This window comes from Verrucomicrobiota bacterium (assembly GCA_037139415.1).
GTDB lineage: Bacteria > Verrucomicrobiota > Verrucomicrobiia > Limisphaerales > Fontisphaeraceae > JBAXGN01.
The window spans coordinates 1-16,573 of the sequence record JBAXGN010000033.1 but is presented as its reverse complement, the minus strand read 5'-3'; the positions used below and the strand labels follow the sequence as shown (position 1 = coordinate 16,573).

The following is a 16,573-nucleotide window of genomic DNA, read 5'->3' as shown; positions in this document are numbered from 1 at the left end:
AAAGCGGTATTGGTCAGTACGCGACGACCACTTAAAATGTCAGATAGGTGTATTCTTTTAAGCCGCGTTCGTATTCATCCAAGAGGCGCATGGCTTCGGATGGTTTCAGCCGGTCGGATTTGATCGCCTCATCCATCTGCGCTTTCATCCGGCGTTTCAGTTCGTGTTCATCGTATTGAACAGCGGACAGCGCTTGGACAATGGTATTGCCTTCGATGATTTCCTCAATGTAGTAGCCAGCCGGCTCATCAGGATCGAGAAAGACATGCACTTCGTTTACACGTCCAAACAAGTTATGCAAATCCCCCATAATGTCCTGGTAAGCGCCCATGAGGAAAAAGCCCAGATAATATGGCTCCTGTGCGCCATTGCCATTGGTGAGGAGCGGGTGTAGAGGCAGAGTTTCCCGCACATCACGCAGATCAATGAATTTGTTAATCTGGCCGTCTGAGTCGCACGTGATATCCACGAGGGTAGCCTCCCGCGTTGGCCTTTCCAGCAGCCGGCTGATGGGCATGATGGGGAATAGCTGACCCAAGGCCCAGTGATCCAGCAGAGATTGGAATACGGAAAAGTTGCAAAGATACTGGTCAGCCAGGCTGTCTCCCAATTTGCGGATTTCCTCTGGAATATAGGCTTGGCCGCGAAAACTCTGCACCACTCCAGTGCTGATTTCCCAGTAGAGACTTTCGATTTTCGCCTTATCCTGCAAATCCAGCAGACCGAGGGTGAACATGTGATGCGCGTCTTCTTTGCGTTCGAGCGCGTCGTGAAAGACTTCCAACTTGTTCAATTTGGTGAAATTTTGCCGGATATCCAGAAGTTCTTTGACCAAAGGATGTTCATCCTCCTCGTAGATGAACTGGCTGCCGCTCCTTACTTTTTCAATCGCGCCAAAAACTTCCACAATCAGCACGCTGTGATGCGCGACAATGGCACGTCCGCTCTCACTCACGATATCCGGGTGCGGCACCCCCTCGATACTGCATACGTCGGCTATATAATAGACCACGTCGTTGGTGTATTCCAGGAGCGTATAGTTGGTGGAACTGTCAAAAACGGAGCGGCTACCGTCATAATCCACCCCCAACCCGCCACCCACATCCAGATACTGGATGGGGAACCCCATTTTATAAAGTTTGCCGTAGAACCGGGATGCCTCCTGCACCGCCTTTTTCACCGTGATAATATCGGGTACTTGTGAGCCAATGTGAAAATGGATTAATTTGAGGCAATGCTGCAAGTTTTCCGCTTTCAACATATCCGTGGCGGCCAGAATCTCGGCGGTGCTGAGACCAAACTTGGCGTTCTCGCCGCCGCTGTCTGCCCACTTCCCCGCCCCTTTGGCGGAAAGCCGTGCCCGGATACCAATCAGTGGTTCCACCCCGAATTGCTTGGACACGGTGATGATCTGCCGGAGTTCTTCCAACTTTTCCACCACCAGAATGATGGTCTTGCCCAGTTTGGTCCCCAACAGTGCCATCCGGATGACACCGGGATCTTTATACCCATTGCAGATGATCAAATTACCGGGTTGGCTTTGCAGCGCCAGACCCGCATACAACTCCGGCTTGCTACCCACTTCCAAGCCAAACTGGTATGGCTTGCCGGCATCCAGGATTTCCTCGACCACCTCGCGCAACTGATTCACCTTGATGGGAAATACGCCCCGATAATGTCCCTCGTAATTAAATTCCCTGATGGAAGCGCGAAACGCCTCATTTAACGTCTCCACCCGGTGTCGCAGAATGTCCTGGAAGCGGATCAATAGCGGAAAACGCAGCCCGCGCCCTTTGGCTTCTTCGACCACATCGGTCAAATCCACCCGCGCGCCAGCCTCATGCAGAGGCATGGCCACCACATGACCCTCATCATTGATGTCATAATACTTAATGCCCCAGCGTTGGATATTGTACAAATTGCGGGCGGCTTGGACGTCCCAGCCGTTCGCGGTTGTATTCTGTTCACTCATGTTACGATTAAACCAGCCGCACAATAAAAAATGCCAGACCAGAATGCAATAGGCGTGAACGAATATTTTACAAAAGTTATCCACCACCGACACGTCGTCCATCGGGCGACCAAATCTCAATCCTTACGGGCTGTGATTATTTAGATGGCGGAAGGGTGTGCCCCTCTCCCGACAACACCGGTAGCAGGTCACTTTCCACGGTTTCCAGCAGGGTATTGTGTCCAGTGCCAGAATAGGCATGAAACTCTATCATTGTCGGATGCTTCTTGGCCAGCGACTTTCCCATGCTGACTGGCACCACCTCGTCCTCCCCGCCATGGAATAGATGGAGTCGGGGAGGTGTGGTTCGAGCAGCAAGCTCGTCTAATCGGGCACTATTGTCAAACCGGTCTAATAACGCGAGGCAAAGTGGCCAACCAATAATGCGTCGAGCCATGTCCATCAAGCTGGTGAAGGGGGCAAGCAAGACCACCTGCTTGACCGGATGATGCCCAGCAAAATCCAACCCGGCTGCCGTGCCAATCGAAAACGCCAAAACACTGACGCCTTTGTCGAGTTCTGCGCTGGGAACCTGATAGTGGCGTGCCAACGCTTGATATGCTCCCTCCGCTGCTTCAGCGATTGAGTCACGGGTGGGATGTCCGGCGCTGACACCATAACCAGGGTAGTCCACAAGCAGAAAACCCACGTCCCGCGAACGGACTTTGCCCACCGTATTCAGCCAGTGCAGTGCTGTGGCGGCATTGCCATGAAAACACACCCAAACATTCGCCGGCATCTTTGAAGGGTTGCCATTGGCGGCCAGGTAAAACGCGGTCTGCCGGCCTGAAGCGGTTTCAAACGCAAGTTCCACCATGCCATTCGGAAGGTGGGCGCGAAAATCCGTCGGGTATGCACGCGGATGGTAAATCAGACGCCGCTGGCAGCCAGCTAATAGCAGGAGGATGACGAATAACGCGATCCCAACAGTGGTGAACATGGCTTTGATGAGAGCTTTCTTTCCAAATCTTGAACCGGGCGTCTTCATGGATGCAGGCGGTGATGGCGCAGATGGAAAAAACGGGCCAGTGCTTGCAGGTATGGCTGATCCAATTCTACGACGATTTGATCCAGCCCCGCTCGCTGCAACGCCTGGCGAATGCTCTCCCGTCGGCGACCGGCGTTTTCGGCGAAGATGGCGCGGGCTTTGGGGTCCGCTGTGTTGATTTCCACCACTTCACCGGTTTCAGAATCTTCAAAGGCAATCCAACCAACATTTGGCAATGCCTCCTCGCTGGGGTCAATGATGGGGACGCCGATCAAATCGTGTTTGCGCCCCACCACTTTCAAGGCGCGTTCGTACCCTTGATCCATAAAGTCGGAAAGCAAAAAGATGACCGCTTTACGCGAATGCGCATGATAGACACGGTTAAGGGCGCCAGTTAGATTCGTCCCGCGCCGTTTGGGTTGGTGGGTCAGGATCAAGTCAATGATGGCCAGGACGTGCTGACGGCTTTTTCGCGGGCTCAAATAGCGCTCGGTCTGCTCCGTGAATAGCAGCAGGCCAACCCGGTCATTGTTGAGCACCGCGCTAAACCCCAAAATCGCTGCCAATTCCGCCGCCGTTTCCCGTTTGCTCTGCCTGAGGGACCCGGTTTGGCCGGAGGCACTGACGTCCACCAACAGCAGCACGGTCAAAGCACGCTCTTCGACGTACTTTTTTATGTGAACCACCCCCGTTCGGGCCGTGACGTTCCAGTCTATCCGGCGTACATCATCGCCCGGTTCGTATGGTCGCACCTCGTCAAAGTCCATGCCGCGCCCTTTGAATGCCGACCGGTATTGGCCAGCCATCAGGGTTTCCACCAACAGCGTGGTGCGCAGCTCAAGTCGGCGAATTTTTCGCAGCCATTCCTTGGGAATCATAAATCATGTTTGCGCAAGTCTCGACAAACCTTGAAAAAATACAAGTCGTTACCACAATTTTCCTGTTTTTTGTGAATTCTGCGTGACAAATCAGGGAAAATCTATTAAATTACCCCCCCATTCATGAAAGCATTATTCCTAAATGGACCAAACTTGAATCTGCTGGGTAGCCGGGAACCCCAAATCTACGGCCAGACGACACTGGCGGATATTGAAGCCATGGTCCGTAAACGAGCCAAAGCGCTTAAGATGGAAATTGATTTCAGGCAATCCAATCTGGAAGGCGAGCTGGTCACTTGGATACAGGAGGCCAAGGGTAATTTTGATGTCATCGTATTAAATGCTGCCGCCTATACTCACACCAGCGTTGCATTGAGGGACGCTATCGCAGCCGTGGGTATAACCACCATTGAAATTCATCTTTCAAACGTTTATTCCCGTGAAGAGTTTCGTCATCGCTCCCTGATAGCACCCGTCTGCAAGGGGCAAATTAGCGGTTTTGGGGCATTTTCGTATGTTTTAGCATTGGAAGCCGCCGTTAATGTTAAAGCTTAGTCATTTTTAGGCTTTTTTTCAGATTATTTGGCTTCCATTCGGTGATAACTGGCATTTTTTTAAGAAAAAAACTAGCTTGACGGTTTGGTAAACACCCGATATTCTCCCATTCGTAGTGTTGGTGAACCGTGAGCGGTAGTGTATTGAAAACTGTATATTACGATTGAGCAACAAAGTGCATAGTTTGAGATTTTTTTTGGCGTGTTTTTATCAGCAAGTGGCCCTTGTGATGGCAAGGGACATAACCTCGTTTGTTAGCTCGGATTCCATCTAAAACCATAATCACCACCTGGAGGGCTCTGTGGACCTAAAAGACATAAAAGCAATTATTGACCTGATGAAAAAGAACTCAATTAGCGAGTTCGAGTTGGAAAAAGGTCAGGAATTTAAAATTAAACTGAAACGAGGCAATGGGGGGACGACGGTCATGGATGACGGGCAGGGAATGACGGTTTATGCACCGGCTCCTCAGAATGTAGCTCCGCTGGCTTCACCTGCCACCTCGGCTCCCGCATCGGGAGCAGCTAATGCCAATGAAACAGAAATCAAATCGCCGATGATTGGCACCCTATATCGTGCTCCTTCACCAGAGTCCTCTTCTTACGTGGATATCGGCTCCGAAGTCAACCCTGACACCGTCGTGTGCATTATTGAGGCCATGAAGGTTATGAATGAGATTAAGGCGGAAGTGCGCGGAGTGATCACCGCCGTGCTGGTGGAGAATTCCAAGCCGGTTGAATTCGGGCAACCGCTGTTTAAGATTCGCCCTTTATAAATCGTTTATCATAAGTCGTTTGCCATTCCATTCGGTATTGGACTGGGGATTGGCTGTAGCGTAGTAATGCCTTTCACATCATGTTTGAGAAGATTTTAATCGCCAATCGCGGTGAAATTGCGGTCCGCATCATTCGCGCCTGCAAAGAACTGAACGTGCGCACGGTCGCGGTCTATTCCGAACCAGACGCCAACTCCATGCATGTGCAACTTGCGGACGAGGCGATCTGCATTGGCAAAGGTGCTTCCAGTGAGAGTTATTTGCGCGTAGACCGCCTTATTTCCGCCGCTGAAATTACCGATGTGGATGCCATTCACCCCGGTTATGGATTTTTATCTGAAAATGCACACTTTGCGGATGTCTGCGAAAACTGCAATATCCGGTTTATCGGCCCCAGTTCAAAAGCACTTAATGCCTTGAGCGATAAGGCGGTAAGCCGGGCATTGGCGAAAAAGGTTGGGGTTCCAATTCCGCCTGGATCAGAAGGTTTGGTGGAAACGGAGCAAGAGGCAATTCATATTGCGCAGAAGATCGGCTACCCGGTTCTGATCAAGGCCATCGCTGGCGGAGGCGGACGTGGCATGCGGTTGGTCCACAATGACATGACCTTGATCAAAGGGTTTCACACGGCGAAAGTGGAGGCGGAAAAAGCTTTTGGCAATGGCGGTGTCTATATTGAGAAGTTTATTGATAATCCCCGCCATATTGAGATTCAGATTTTGGGCGATAACCGAGGTAAAGTGATTCATCTGGGAGAGCGGGATTGTTCCATTCAACGGCGTAACCAGAAATTAATTGAGGAAACCCCTTCCCCTTTTATCGAAAATAAGTTTAAGGATTTACGGAAAAAACTCTGCAAAGCCGCCATCAAGATTGGGGAGGCTGCTGGTTATACCAATGCTGGCACGGTTGAATTCGTGGTGGCGGAGGATGGCAGTTTTTACTTTCTGGAGGTTAATAAACGCATCCAGGTGGAACACCCGATTACCGAGGAAGTCACGGGCGTGGATCTCGTTCGACAGCAAATTTTGCTGGCCTTGGGTGAGCCGCTGAAAATTTCGGACGTGACCATGCATGGTCATTCGATCGAATGCCGCATTAATGCCGAGGACCCGTTTGATGACTTCCGTCCTTCTCCGGGCCGGATTGAAATGTACTATTCTCCGGGTGGACGCGGGGTCCGTTTGGATAGTCATGCTTATGCCGGCTATACGATCCCGCCGCATTATGATTCCATGATCGGTAAACTGATTACTTACGGCAAGGACCGCCGTGAAGCCATGGATCGGATGAGCCGTGCCCTAAGTGAATTCATGATTACCGGCATCAAGACGACGATCCCCTTTGAGCAGGCTATTTTGCAGGATCCGAATTTCCGTCGCGGGGTTTATACCACCAGTTTCATTGAGCAACTGCTGAATGGCGCCCGTCGGGACTTGTTGGAAGAACAAGCCTGAAGTGATGGGGGAATGGCCACCTCCCTTGCGCTCATGAAAGCCATTCACGAATGTCATCTCTACACCTTTGTGGATACGGCCTTTCTGCATGGTCGCACTCCGGTGGACGTTGCCCGGCAATTATGCGAGGGCGGCTCGGATATCATCCAATTGCGGGCAAAGAATGAAACGGCAGACCAGGTGCGCCGGTTGGCGGAGGCAATTCTGCCGGTAACCCGCGCTGCCGGTGTGCCCCTGGTCATCAACGACTACCCTCAGCTCGCCGCCGAATTGGGTGCCGAGTGCTGCCATCTGGGACAGGAAGATTTCTTCGATACCGGCTACCGGCACAAACATGACTTACTTCAAGCATTGCCTTCCCCCTCACATTTTAGGCTGGGCTTGAGTACCCATCAGCCGGACCAGGCGCTCCGCGCCTTGCAGGCCGCACCGGATTATATCGCCATTGGTCCGGTTTACGCCACCGGCACCAAGCCTGCCGCGAAACCAGTGACGTTGGATTATGTACGTTGGGCGGCCAAGCAGGTTCCCATTCCATGGTTTGCCATCGGCGGCATTCAATTGACCAATCTGCCCGAAGTTCTGGCTGCCGGAGCGCGTCGAATCTGCGTCGTTTCGGCCATCTTGAACGCCGACGATATTACTGTGGCGTGTCGTCGCTTCCGCGCCAGCTTGGACGCAACCCTGTGATTAGTGACATGGCATTTTTTCCCATTACTCGGCTTGCATTTATTTCCCGAATGAACCTAGTCTTGAAGCAGTTGCCGATGTTGCCATGGATGGGTTGTTTGTGGCACCATTGGAGTACGTGAGTTGTGAACAACATTAACGAACCGCTATCCATTCGCCGATTTTTTGCCGGCAAGCATGTATTGCTCACCGGCTCGACCGGCTTTTTGGCCAAGGCTGTCATGGAAAAAGTGCTCCATGACCTGCCGGATATTGGCGGCATCCACCTGCTTATCCGCCCGCGCCTCAAGCCTGACGGTTCACGCGTGGACGCGCGTGAACGGTTGCATGAGGAAATCCTGCGCAATAGTGCTTTTGGCCGGCTGCGCGAGAAGTTCGGCGAAGATTTTGAGCGTTTTTGTGAAGAGAAGATCACGTGCATCACGGGCGACCTGACCATGGAGCGACTGGGGCTCGATGAAAAGGCCTATGCCGAGTTGGCCGGGAAGATTCACGTCATCATTAACAGTGCGGCCACGGTGGTATTTGATGAGCGGCTGGATTTGGCGTTAAGCCTGAATACCATGGGCCCCATGCGGCTCCTGGAATTGGCCAGGGCAGCCAATGCCATCTACGTTCACGTCTCCACCGCGTATGTAAGTGGTATGCGAACCGGCAATGTGCCGGAAAAATTGCTCACCCCATTGGAGGCCATCCACGCACAAATGCCCCCTGGCTCACCACGCCCGGAGCGCTTTGAGGTCGTCGAGGAAATTGCGTACTTGAACCGGTTGGTCGAGGAAGTCAAAGCCGAGTGCCAGCAGGAAATCAAACGCCAGGGATGGGAGGTCAAGAGCGATGAATCGCGCGATTTGCTCAATGCCCGCTTGGTGGTCGCCGGCATGAAACGTTCTCAGCAGTTTGGCTGGAATGACACTTATACGTTCACCAAGTTCCTCGGCGAACAGTTGATTTACCAGAATCATGGCCGTATCCCGACGGTCATCGTACGCCCTTCCATCATCGAATCCTCGCTGCGCGAGCCAGAACCTGGCTGGCTGGATGGTTTGCGCATGGCGGACCCGATCATCATCGGCTTTGGCAAAGGGCGGTTGCCCGATTTTCCCGCCAGTCTTAAGATCGTGTTGGACATTATCCCGGCGGATTTCGTGGTAAATGGTATCCTCGCCGCCAGCGCGCATATCGCCCGGATACCGGGTGGCTTCGATCTGTTCACGGTTGCCAGTTCCAGCAAGAATCCGCTTTGGTTTGAAAGCCTTTACGAAAACGTCCGGGATTACTTTGTTAAACACCCGTTCACGGATCGTGCCGGCAAGCCCATTATCCTTGGGGAATGGAAGTTTCGCAGCGTGCCCGATTATCGGCGCATGATGCTGAACCGTTATTTACGCCCGGCCAAACTGGCGCTGGCCATTGTCAATCGCGTCCCCGTTCCCGGCTCCCGCAAGTGGCGGCCTCGCTTGAAGAATATTATCTCCAAGATTGAGCAGTTGATCTATTACGTGGATATTTACGGACCGTATGTGAATCTGGATTGCCGGTTTGAAACCGAACACGCCGCCGAACTGCTGCAGTCGTTGGTGCCTGAGGAACGCGAGGCATTCAATTTTGACCCCCGCCGGTTCCATTGGCGCAATTATTTGCAGGATGTGCATATTCCCGGTCTCAAGCGGAATATCCTGCGCATGGAAGAGGTGCCGCGCACTGGGGCCGGTCAGGGCAAGTTGCTGGAGGAAGAGCAGGAGGCGGGACAAAAGCGGCGTGCCATTGTGAGTGTGCGGGGTGTACCGCAAACCATTGTGGAACTGGCGTTGCGCGGCAAGGAACGATTTGGAAACAAGCCGATGGCTGAGATTCGGCGTTCCAATCCCGAGAATGGGCCCGCTCATGTGCGGTTGAGCTACGCGGAAATGTATGATCGTGCCACAGATCAGGCCAGACTGCTGGCAGCGCGATTGAATCTGCACGCCGGGGATCGTGTGGCGTTGCTGGGTGAAAACTGCCCAGAATGGGCGCTCGGCTATTTGTCGGTTTCCCGTGCCGGAGCCACGGTGGTGCCATTGGATCGCACCATGCCACCCGCCGAGATCGCGCGTATTCTCAAGTTCACCGAGGCTAAGGCGATCCTCATTTCACCTAATCTTTTCAAGCAGGGAGCGGGACATCTGGGGCAAGGGAACGGTCTGCCGCCATGCCTGAATCTGCTCGCGGGATTAACCCCGTTTGATGGCCAGAAGTGGCCGGTGCCCGGCACTGCCGCGGACGTTGCGAACCGAACATTGCGGGAACCATCGGCGGAGACCCTGGCTTCGATCCTGTTCACCAGCGGGACCACCCTCGATCCCAAGGGGGTAATGCTGCATCACTCCAACTTCATTGCCAACGCCATGGCGGTGGCGGAAGTGCTCGAACCGCTGGAGAGTGATCGTTTTCTCTCGGTCCTGCCCATGCATCATGCGTTTGAGTTCACGGCGGGTTTCCTTATTCCGATGTATGGCGGTTCCACCGTGCATCACCTCGAGGTGCTGCGCGGCCAGGAAATCCTGGACACCATGAAGCTGAATGAAATCACGGTGATGATCGGCGTCCCGCGCCTCTTCAAGCTGTTCATGGATGGCATCCGCCTACGCATTGAGCAAGCGGGGGTGAAGGGACGGGTGGCGCTGGAGGCGGGGGAGATGGCCTGCCTGCTTGGCGAAGTCGTGGGGTGCAACACGATGCGCCCGAAAATGTTTCGCAAAGTGCATGATGCCTTCGGCGGTCATGTGCGTGCGTTTGTTTCCGGCGGGGCGGCGTTGGATCCGGAAATATTTCATTTTTTCCGCCGGTTCGGCATCACCATCTGCGAAGGCTACGGCCTTACGGAAACGTCGCCGGTGCTTACCGTCAATCCCATGGTGGGAGCCAAGGCCGGCTCGGTTGGCTCAGTGATTCCCGGCATGGAGATCAGCATTCAGAACCTGGGCGACGAGGAAAACGTCGGCGAGGTGCTCGCGCGCGGTCCCTCGATCATGCACGGGTATTGGCGCAATCCCGCCGCCACGGCGGCGGTCATGGAAAACGGCTGGTTCAAGACCGGCGACCTCGGGCGCCTGGACCACGAGGGCTACTTGCACATTACCGGACGGCTCAAGGATATTATTGTCACCAGTGCAGGCAAGAACGTGTATCCGGATGATGTGGAGTATTATCTCAAGAACCTTTCTGGCGTGAAGGAACTATGCGTCGTCGGCTTGCCGGGACGCAACGGCCAGGGGGAAGAGGTGACCGCCGTGCTGGTGTTGGATGCCGGGGCAAACAAGGAAAACATCGTTGCCGAAGTCGCGCATCGCACTCGGGATTTGCCAAGCCACCAGCGGATTGCCCGCGTCGAATTTCAAACCGAAGAGTTGCCGAAGACGTCCACGCTCAAGGTGCAGCGCGGCAAAGTCCGGGCGCGTTATACCGGTGCAGTCGTGGAGAAATTCACCGCCCCCGCCACCGCCGCTTTAACGGTAGCTGCCCCCGAGGTGATTACAGACTTAAACGCGGTGGAGATTGAAGTCGCACGCCTCGTGGCTCGGGTGGCCGGCAACCTTGCTCCCGCCGATATCTCGCCCGCGCACAAGTTGCAGATGGACCTGGGCATTGATTCCATCGGGCGCGTGGACTTGCTGCAAATGATCGAAGTCCGTTTTGGCGTCACGTTCCCCGGCGAGGCTGAGGCACGTATTTTCACGGTGCAGGACGTCACCGCGCTCGTCAAGGAGGCCGTAGGCAGTGATGCGTTGAAGACAAAATCGCAACGCCGACGTGCCCTGTGGGAGCGCGCCCATGTGCGGAAGGACGTGTTGGAGGCGGGCATGCAGCAAACGGCCGGGCGCCGTGTATTGCGCAAGTCCTGGGACACCGTCCTCAACTTGGTCATGGATGTTCACGTGCGGGTGCGCGGCGGCGGGCTCGAAAACCTGCCCAAGACCGGCCCCTACATCATCGTCGCCAACCACTCCAGCCACCTGGATTTGCCCGCCATCCGCAAGGTGCTCGGGCCGCACGCCGAGAAGCTGCACGCCATGGCGGCCAAGGACTATTTCTTCGACTCCAGCATCAAAGCCTGGTTCTTCACCACCTTCCTGAACGCGCTGCCGCTGGACCGCGAAGCGAACGCGGCGGAAAGCCTGGCCGTGTGCAAGACGGTCTTGGATAGCGGGCGCGCCTTATTGATCTTCCCGGAAGGCACGCGCACCATCACCGGCGAATTACAGCCGTTCAAGCCGGGCATCGGCGTGCTGGCGATGGAATTGGATGTGCCGTTGGTGCCGGTGTGGTTGCAGGGCACCTATGCTGCATGGCCCAAAGGACGGCGTTTTCCGCGTCCAGGGCGGGTGGAAGTACGGATTGGTCCCCCGGTGGACCTTGCGCCGCTCAAGTCGGCGCGGGAGACGGTCGCGGCTTCCGAACTCTACCGCCGTTCAGCCGCGTTGCTGCGCGAACGGGTGGAAGCTTTGGCGGACTTGCCGCCCATCCGCTGATGGCAAGCCCGGCAACGTCTTTTATGGCTGTGAATGCATCCTCTTCTTCCGTGTACCGCGCCGCGTATTGCGATGTGGACGGGACCTTGACGGATACCACCATCGTCACGCCGCTTGTCTGGATGAAGGTACACACGCTCGCGCCGCCGTGGAATTGGCTCTGGCTGGCCAGCCTGGCCGGGCGCGCTCCCTGGTGGTGGTGCGTGGATCAATTCAGCCGCCGCGCCTCCAACGTCGCCATCTACTCCAACTATCGCGGCGTCTCCGTGGCCAAGGTCCGCAGCTTGGCCTCGGATTATTACCAGCAACGCATCAAGCCCAAGCTGTTCCCCCACGCGCTGGATTGGATTCGCGCGCGGCAAAGCGAGGGCGTCAAACTCGTGCTCGTCACCGGCGGCCTCGATCTGTTCATGGAACCGATGGCCCGCGATTTCCAGGCGGACTGCCTCGCCCCGGCCCTTGAAGAACAGGACGGCTGCTTCACCGGCCGCCTGCAAGGCGAGCCGTTCACCGGCGCGCAAAAGGCCGCCGCCGTGCGCCAGCACGCCCGGGCCAACGGCATGGACCTGGCCCAGTCGTTTGCCCTGGGCGATGCGATTGGCGACCTGGCCATGATGGAATGCGCCGGGAATCCCGTGGCCGTGAACCCGGACCGCCGCCTGCTGCGCGTCGCCGCGCAACGCAATTGGAAAACCGAAACATGGACCTAGCCGATTCCGTTCAATACATCCGTTCCGTGCCGCGCTGGCTGCTGGTGCGCAACACCTCCGGCCGCTGGCCCTCGGTAGTCACGGGCGCGCTCTCCTGCATCCGGCTCACCCGGCTCGCGCCGCCGCCGCTGCCCAACGGTGAATGGGTCCGCCTGCAACCGCGCCTCAGCGGCATCTGCGGCTCGGACCTCTCCACCATCGCCTGCAAGGGCACCCCCTACTTTTCCCCCTTCGTCTCCACCCCGTTCGTGCTCGGGCACGAGCTGGTCGCCGAAATCGTCGAGGCCGGGCCCGACGTCCCCGCCCAATGGAAGCCGGGCCGGACCGTCGTGCTGGAACCGGCGCTGGGCTGCGCCGTGCGCGGGATGAAGCCGCTCTGCCGCCCGTGCGCGCGCGGGCAATACGCCAACTGCGAGAACATCCTCAAAGGCAGCATGACCGCCGGGTTCCAGACCGGCTTTTGCGCCGGCACCGGCGGCGGCTGGAGCCGCGCCAGCGTCGTGGCTCATCACACCCAATTGCAGGCCGTGCCGGAGGGGCTGAGCGATGAGGAAGCCGTGCTGGCCGAACCGCTGGCCTGCTCCCTGCACGCCGCGCTCAAACTCCCGCGCCAGGAAGACCAGACCCTGCTCGTCATGGGCTGCGGCACCATCGGCCTCCTGCTCATCCACGCCTACCGCATGGCCGGCGGGCGCGGGCGCATCCTGGCGACCGCCCGATTCCCGCACCAGGCGGAGATGGCCCGCACCCTGGGCGCCGACCTCTGCTTTGGCCTGCGCGGCCCGCGCGAGACCTACCAATGGGTCCTCGAACAAACCGGCGACCTGCGCGGCTCCGGCGGCATCTACCAGCCCGAACTCGGCAAACCCGTCGTCCTCGGCGGCGTGGATGTCGTCGTGGATTGCGTCGGCCTGAGCGCCACCCTCGACGATGCCATGCGCCTGGCCCGCCCCGGCGGCATGATCCTGCTGGTGGGCATGCCGGGCGTGCCCAGCGGCGTGGATTGGACGAGCCTCTGGTACAAGGAACTCCACCACCAGAGCACCTACGCCTACGCCTACGAAAACCTGCCCGACGGCCGCCGCCTCAAGACCATCGAACTCGCGCTGGAATACCTGCGCGCCGGGCAGGGGGTGCTCAAGCCCCTCGTCAGCCGCCAATTCCCCCTGGCCGACTACCGCGCCGCCATCGAGCACGCCTTCCGCACCGACCGGCCCGGCAACTTCAAGACCGTATTCAACCTGCACGACTGAACTATGCGAATCATTGGCGGCACCGCGGGCAACACCATTTTGAAAGTCCCCAAGGGGCTGGACGTCCGCCCCACGCCCGACCTCGTGCGGCAGGCCGTCTTCAACAGCCTCGGCGGGCGCGTGCTCGACGCGCGCGTCCTGGAACTCTTTGGCGGCACCGGCGCGCTGAGCCTGGAATGCCTGAGCCGCGGGGCCAGCTACGCGCTCTGCATCGAACTCTCCAGCCGGCACGCCCGGTTCATTGGCGACAACTTTCACGCCGCCCGGCTCCCGGTCGGCTCCCTGCAAGTGCGCGTGCAGGACGTCTTCACCGCCATCCCCCAGCTCGCCGCCTCGGCGGTGCAGTTTGACCTCATCATGGCCGATCCGCCTTACGGCGAGAAAAACATCGGCAGCCGTTCCCGCTCCCTCGCGCAAAAAACGCTCGACCATCCCGACCTCCCGCGCCTCCTGGCCCCCGGCGGCCTGTTCGTCCTGGGCCACGCCAAGCGCGACACCCTCACCCTCGTCCCGCCCTGGCACGAGCGCAAGCGCCTGACCCACGGCGACTCCTGGATGCGCTTCCTCGAATGCCCAGCCCCCGCGCCCGCCGCCGAACCCCAGCCGTAACCTGGGCGGCTCCACCTAATATATATATAGGTGGCGGCGGCCCGTTGCGCAGTTTTCCCATTGACCGGCGGGGCCATCCCGCCGATGATCGGCAGCATGATAACCAACCCGCCAGCGGGAAGAAGGAAAGAAAGGTTCGTTCAGGAAGAGTGTCGGCCTTAAATGCCATGTTCCATTTGACATTACTTCCCGGTTTACCCGCTTACGGTCCTATGCCAACGGCATTCCCCGTCGAATGGGGGCGACTTGGACGTGAAGGCAAGGTTGTGGAGTTCAAGACCGACGTGGGGACCTGGGTCGGCAACTTCAAGCCGGGGCTTGGAGGAATTAATCTCGCTGGGATGCATCCGAACGGGCGGGACGCAGTCATCATTGCTGCTGGTGATCTTTGGGTCGTCAATCCAGACACAAGGGTTGGGCAACTGTTGCTGCCCGCGATTGACGCAGCAATGGAAGTACAGGAGCCCACTGGCTGGATCTTCAGTTGGCAAGGCCTCGCTCTTGTGCGGTTGGGTTCACTGGGAATCGTCTGGCATACGCGGCGGCTTTCGTGGGACGGGTTCGATCAACTCCGCGTCGATCAGGGCGAGGTGAAGGGACTCGCATGGTCCCCCGATGACCAGTGGCACCCATTCTGTGTTGATCTTGGCACTGGAAGATCAACCGGAGGGAGTTTCGGGAGCGAAGATTCCGAGGGCTGGGAAAAGTGCCTTTGATGAGAAGACTCAGTCCGGGCCAAAACCACGCTCCAGAATGACGCTCTGCGCCATCGCTGAGCTTGGATTATCTGTACTACCTCTCTGGCACCCGCTGCGGGGTGCATCTTCTTTTCTGCGGTTTTCCGGTGGTCGCGCCCCGTGCCCCTCGCGACCGAACCGGCTACACTCTTTGAACCCTCCGGGTTCCGGCTCGGGCGGGCTTTGGGCGTCTTCGCTCATCCCGCGCGGGATGAAAGATAGCTAGCCGGAGTTCTGAGGGGAAAGGGGCATGGTCTCCGGCACCGTGGCGGCGGCGGGCGCGTCGGACGTGGGCCGGCGCGGGCGCGGATGCAGCAAGCTTTGTTGCAGGTAGAGCCCGCAGCGCTCCGGCTGGCGGGGGAACAGCTCCATCAGCTTCACCACGTTCAGGTACAGCATCAGTTGGAGATGTTCGCGGGCCAGTTTTTTCGCCTCTTGCGTCGCGGTCTTTGCGCCCGTGGCACGTTCGCTGGCCGCATGGATGGACGCCCAGCCCTCGACCAGCGCCGCCGCCTCCGCCACCGCCGTCGCGCCGAGGTCCGTTCCGTGGGCCGCGATGCGGTCCCGAAGCACCACCAGATGGGTTCCCAATTGGTCATCCGTACACCTGTTGAAGTTTCGCCGGCCATGCGGAAAGCATTCCAGGTAAAGCGCGGTGCGCAGGCCGTACCGAGCCATCACGGCCCCGGCAAGTTTGGCGATTTTGGCCCGCAGACCGGCGCGGAACTTCCGCTTGGCCATTTTTTGCCCCTTGCGGAGGCCAAGGCTGGTGTTGTCTTCGCTGAAGAACGTGTTCACTTGCGCCAACGCGTCTTGGGTGGCTGCGATGCGCGCATCCAGCGCTGAGGCCGGGTTATTGGCAATCATCCGCTGCAAATGATCCGTGGCAAAGGCCAACAAATGGCCCAAACTGAGGTACGGATCGTCAAATGGCACTTCAAACAAACGGGACAAGTCTTTCATAAACATCCATATCATATCCGGTCAATTGGCCGCCCATCACCGCCCGCTAACCGGGCAAACTACTGTCACGCAGCCCTGACCGGAAAAGTTACTGCCGTTAACTAAGTCTCGGAAGCCACTCTGCCAAACCCAAACCGGCCTGTCAAATTCGGAAACATGGCTATCCAATATTATATATGCATGTATATCATGATATTTGATATACATCAATATTGCATATCATAGTTCACAGACATATTTGGTCTGATACAAAATTGTATACTAACGAATATTTGTATTTCTGGTCATATTCAATATTGGATACGACAGTATATCGAGATATTCATAATACAAGTAAATCGTATATGACCATAAATCATGATATTTGCCTATATTGAATATTGGATATGACCGTTTATCGAGATTTTACATGCTAACCAAAAAACAATATGTGCAT

General features: G+C 56.9%; 13 protein-coding genes. 9 read left to right on the top strand and 4 right to left on the bottom strand.

From position 1 onward, the window contains the following. Positions 1 to 31: 31 nt before the first annotated feature. From speA to WCO56_07865, 3 genes are all read right to left on the bottom strand, one after another. Positions 32 to 1,972: a biosynthetic arginine decarboxylase gene (gene speA / locus WCO56_07875; protein MEI7729476.1), complete on the bottom strand. Its 1,941-nt coding sequence runs from the start codon at positions 1,970 to 1,972 to the stop codon at positions 32 to 34. Between the two features lie 136 nt (positions 1,973 to 2,108). After that, the gene (locus WCO56_07870) at positions 2,109 to 2,951 is read right to left on the bottom strand and encodes an alpha/beta hydrolase (GenBank protein MEI7729475.1); all 843 of its coding nucleotides are present in this window, start codon (positions 2,949 to 2,951) and stop codon (positions 2,109 to 2,111) included. A gap of 44 nt (positions 2,952 to 2,995) precedes the next feature. Continuing rightward, positions 2,996 to 3,877: a DUF58 domain-containing protein gene (locus tag WCO56_07865; GenBank protein MEI7729474.1), complete on the bottom strand. Its 882-nt coding sequence runs from the start codon at positions 3,875 to 3,877 to the stop codon at positions 2,996 to 2,998. Positions 3,878 to 4,000: 123 nt separating this feature from the next. On the opposite strand from WCO56_07865, the gene aroQ reads away from it, so the two are divergent. From aroQ to WCO56_07820, 9 genes are all read left to right on the top strand, one after another. After that, positions 4,001 to 4,432 carry a type II 3-dehydroquinate dehydratase gene (gene aroQ, locus WCO56_07860; GenBank protein MEI7729473.1) on the top strand — a complete coding sequence of 144 codons (432 nt, stop codon included), beginning with the start codon at positions 4,001 to 4,003 and terminating at the stop codon, positions 4,430 to 4,432. Between the two features lie 301 nt (positions 4,433 to 4,733). Beyond that, the gene (gene accB / locus WCO56_07855) at positions 4,734 to 5,207 is read left to right on the top strand and encodes an acetyl-CoA carboxylase biotin carboxyl carrier protein (protein MEI7729472.1); all 474 of its coding nucleotides are present in this window, start codon (positions 4,734 to 4,736) and stop codon (positions 5,205 to 5,207) included. A gap of 80 nt (positions 5,208 to 5,287) precedes the next feature. Beyond that, positions 5,288 to 6,664 carry an acetyl-CoA carboxylase biotin carboxylase subunit gene (gene accC / locus WCO56_07850; protein MEI7729471.1) on the top strand — a complete coding sequence of 459 codons (1,377 nt, stop codon included), beginning with the start codon at positions 5,288 to 5,290 and terminating at the stop codon, positions 6,662 to 6,664. A 12-nt stretch (positions 6,665 to 6,676) separates the two neighbouring features. Further along, positions 6,677 to 7,354, top strand: a complete 678-nt coding sequence (gene thiE / locus WCO56_07845) for a thiamine phosphate synthase (GenBank protein ID MEI7729470.1) — start codon at positions 6,677 to 6,679, stop codon at positions 7,352 to 7,354. A gap of 125 nt (positions 7,355 to 7,479) precedes the next feature. Beyond that, complete coding sequence (locus tag WCO56_07840; GenBank protein MEI7729469.1) at positions 7,480 to 11,865, top strand: AMP-binding protein; 4,386 nt, start codon at positions 7,480 to 7,482, stop codon at positions 11,863 to 11,865. 23 nt (positions 11,866 to 11,888) lie between these two features. Next, on the top strand, positions 11,889 to 12,575 hold the full coding sequence (locus WCO56_07835) for an HAD-IB family hydrolase (GenBank protein ID MEI7729468.1): 687 nt from the start codon (positions 11,889 to 11,891) through the stop codon (positions 12,573 to 12,575). After that, positions 12,566 to 13,828 (top strand): zinc-binding dehydrogenase, encoded by a 1,263-nt coding sequence (locus WCO56_07830; GenBank protein ID MEI7729467.1) that lies wholly within the window; start codon positions 12,566 to 12,568, stop codon positions 13,826 to 13,828. Before WCO56_07835 ends, WCO56_07830 begins: the two co-directional genes overlap by 10 nt. Positions 13,829 to 13,831: 3 nt before the next feature. After that, a complete protein-coding gene (locus WCO56_07825) occupies positions 13,832 to 14,437 on the top strand; it encodes an RsmD family RNA methyltransferase (GenBank protein ID MEI7729466.1) in 606 nt (201 codons plus the stop codon). A gap of 212 nt (positions 14,438 to 14,649) precedes the next feature. Next, on the top strand, positions 14,650 to 15,153 hold the full coding sequence (locus tag WCO56_07820) for a hypothetical protein (GenBank protein ID MEI7729465.1): 504 nt from the start codon (positions 14,650 to 14,652) through the stop codon (positions 15,151 to 15,153). A gap of 243 nt (positions 15,154 to 15,396) precedes the next feature. Here the strand turns inward: WCO56_07820 and WCO56_07815 are convergent, their stop codons facing one another. After that, positions 15,397 to 16,137 (bottom strand): hypothetical protein, encoded by a 741-nt coding sequence (locus WCO56_07815; GenBank protein MEI7729464.1) that lies wholly within the window; start codon positions 16,135 to 16,137, stop codon positions 15,397 to 15,399. Positions 16,138 to 16,573: the final 436 nt, after the last annotated feature.

Excerpts from the sequence above, each read along its gene's own strand:
- speA (MEI7729476.1), bottom strand. The coding sequence starts at position 1,972 with ATGAGTGAACAGAATACAACCGCGAACGGCTGGGACGTCCAAGCCGCC.
- WCO56_07870 (MEI7729475.1), bottom strand. The coding sequence starts at position 2,951 with ATGTTCACCACTGTTGGGATCGCGTTATTCGTCATCCTCCTGCTATTA.
- WCO56_07865 (MEI7729474.1), bottom strand. The coding sequence starts at position 3,877 with ATGATTCCCAAGGAATGGCTGCGAAAAATTCGCCGACTTGAGCTGCGC.
- aroQ (MEI7729473.1), top strand. The coding sequence starts at position 4,001 with ATGAAAGCATTATTCCTAAATGGACCAAACTTGAATCTGCTGGGTAGC.
- accC (MEI7729471.1), top strand. The coding sequence starts at position 5,288 with ATGTTTGAGAAGATTTTAATCGCCAATCGCGGTGAAATTGCGGTCCGC.
- thiE (MEI7729470.1), top strand. The coding sequence starts at position 6,677 with ATGGCCACCTCCCTTGCGCTCATGAAAGCCATTCACGAATGTCATCTC.
- WCO56_07835 (MEI7729468.1), top strand. The coding sequence starts at position 11,889 with ATGGCTGTGAATGCATCCTCTTCTTCCGTGTACCGCGCCGCGTATTGC.
- WCO56_07830 (MEI7729467.1), top strand. The coding sequence starts at position 12,566 with ATGGACCTAGCCGATTCCGTTCAATACATCCGTTCCGTGCCGCGCTGG.
- WCO56_07825 (MEI7729466.1), top strand. The coding sequence starts at position 13,832 with ATGCGAATCATTGGCGGCACCGCGGGCAACACCATTTTGAAAGTCCCC.
- WCO56_07820 (MEI7729465.1), top strand. The coding sequence starts at position 14,650 with ATGCCAACGGCATTCCCCGTCGAATGGGGGCGACTTGGACGTGAAGGC.
- WCO56_07815 (MEI7729464.1), bottom strand. The coding sequence starts at position 16,137 with ATGAAAGACTTGTCCCGTTTGTTTGAAGTGCCATTTGACGATCCGTAC.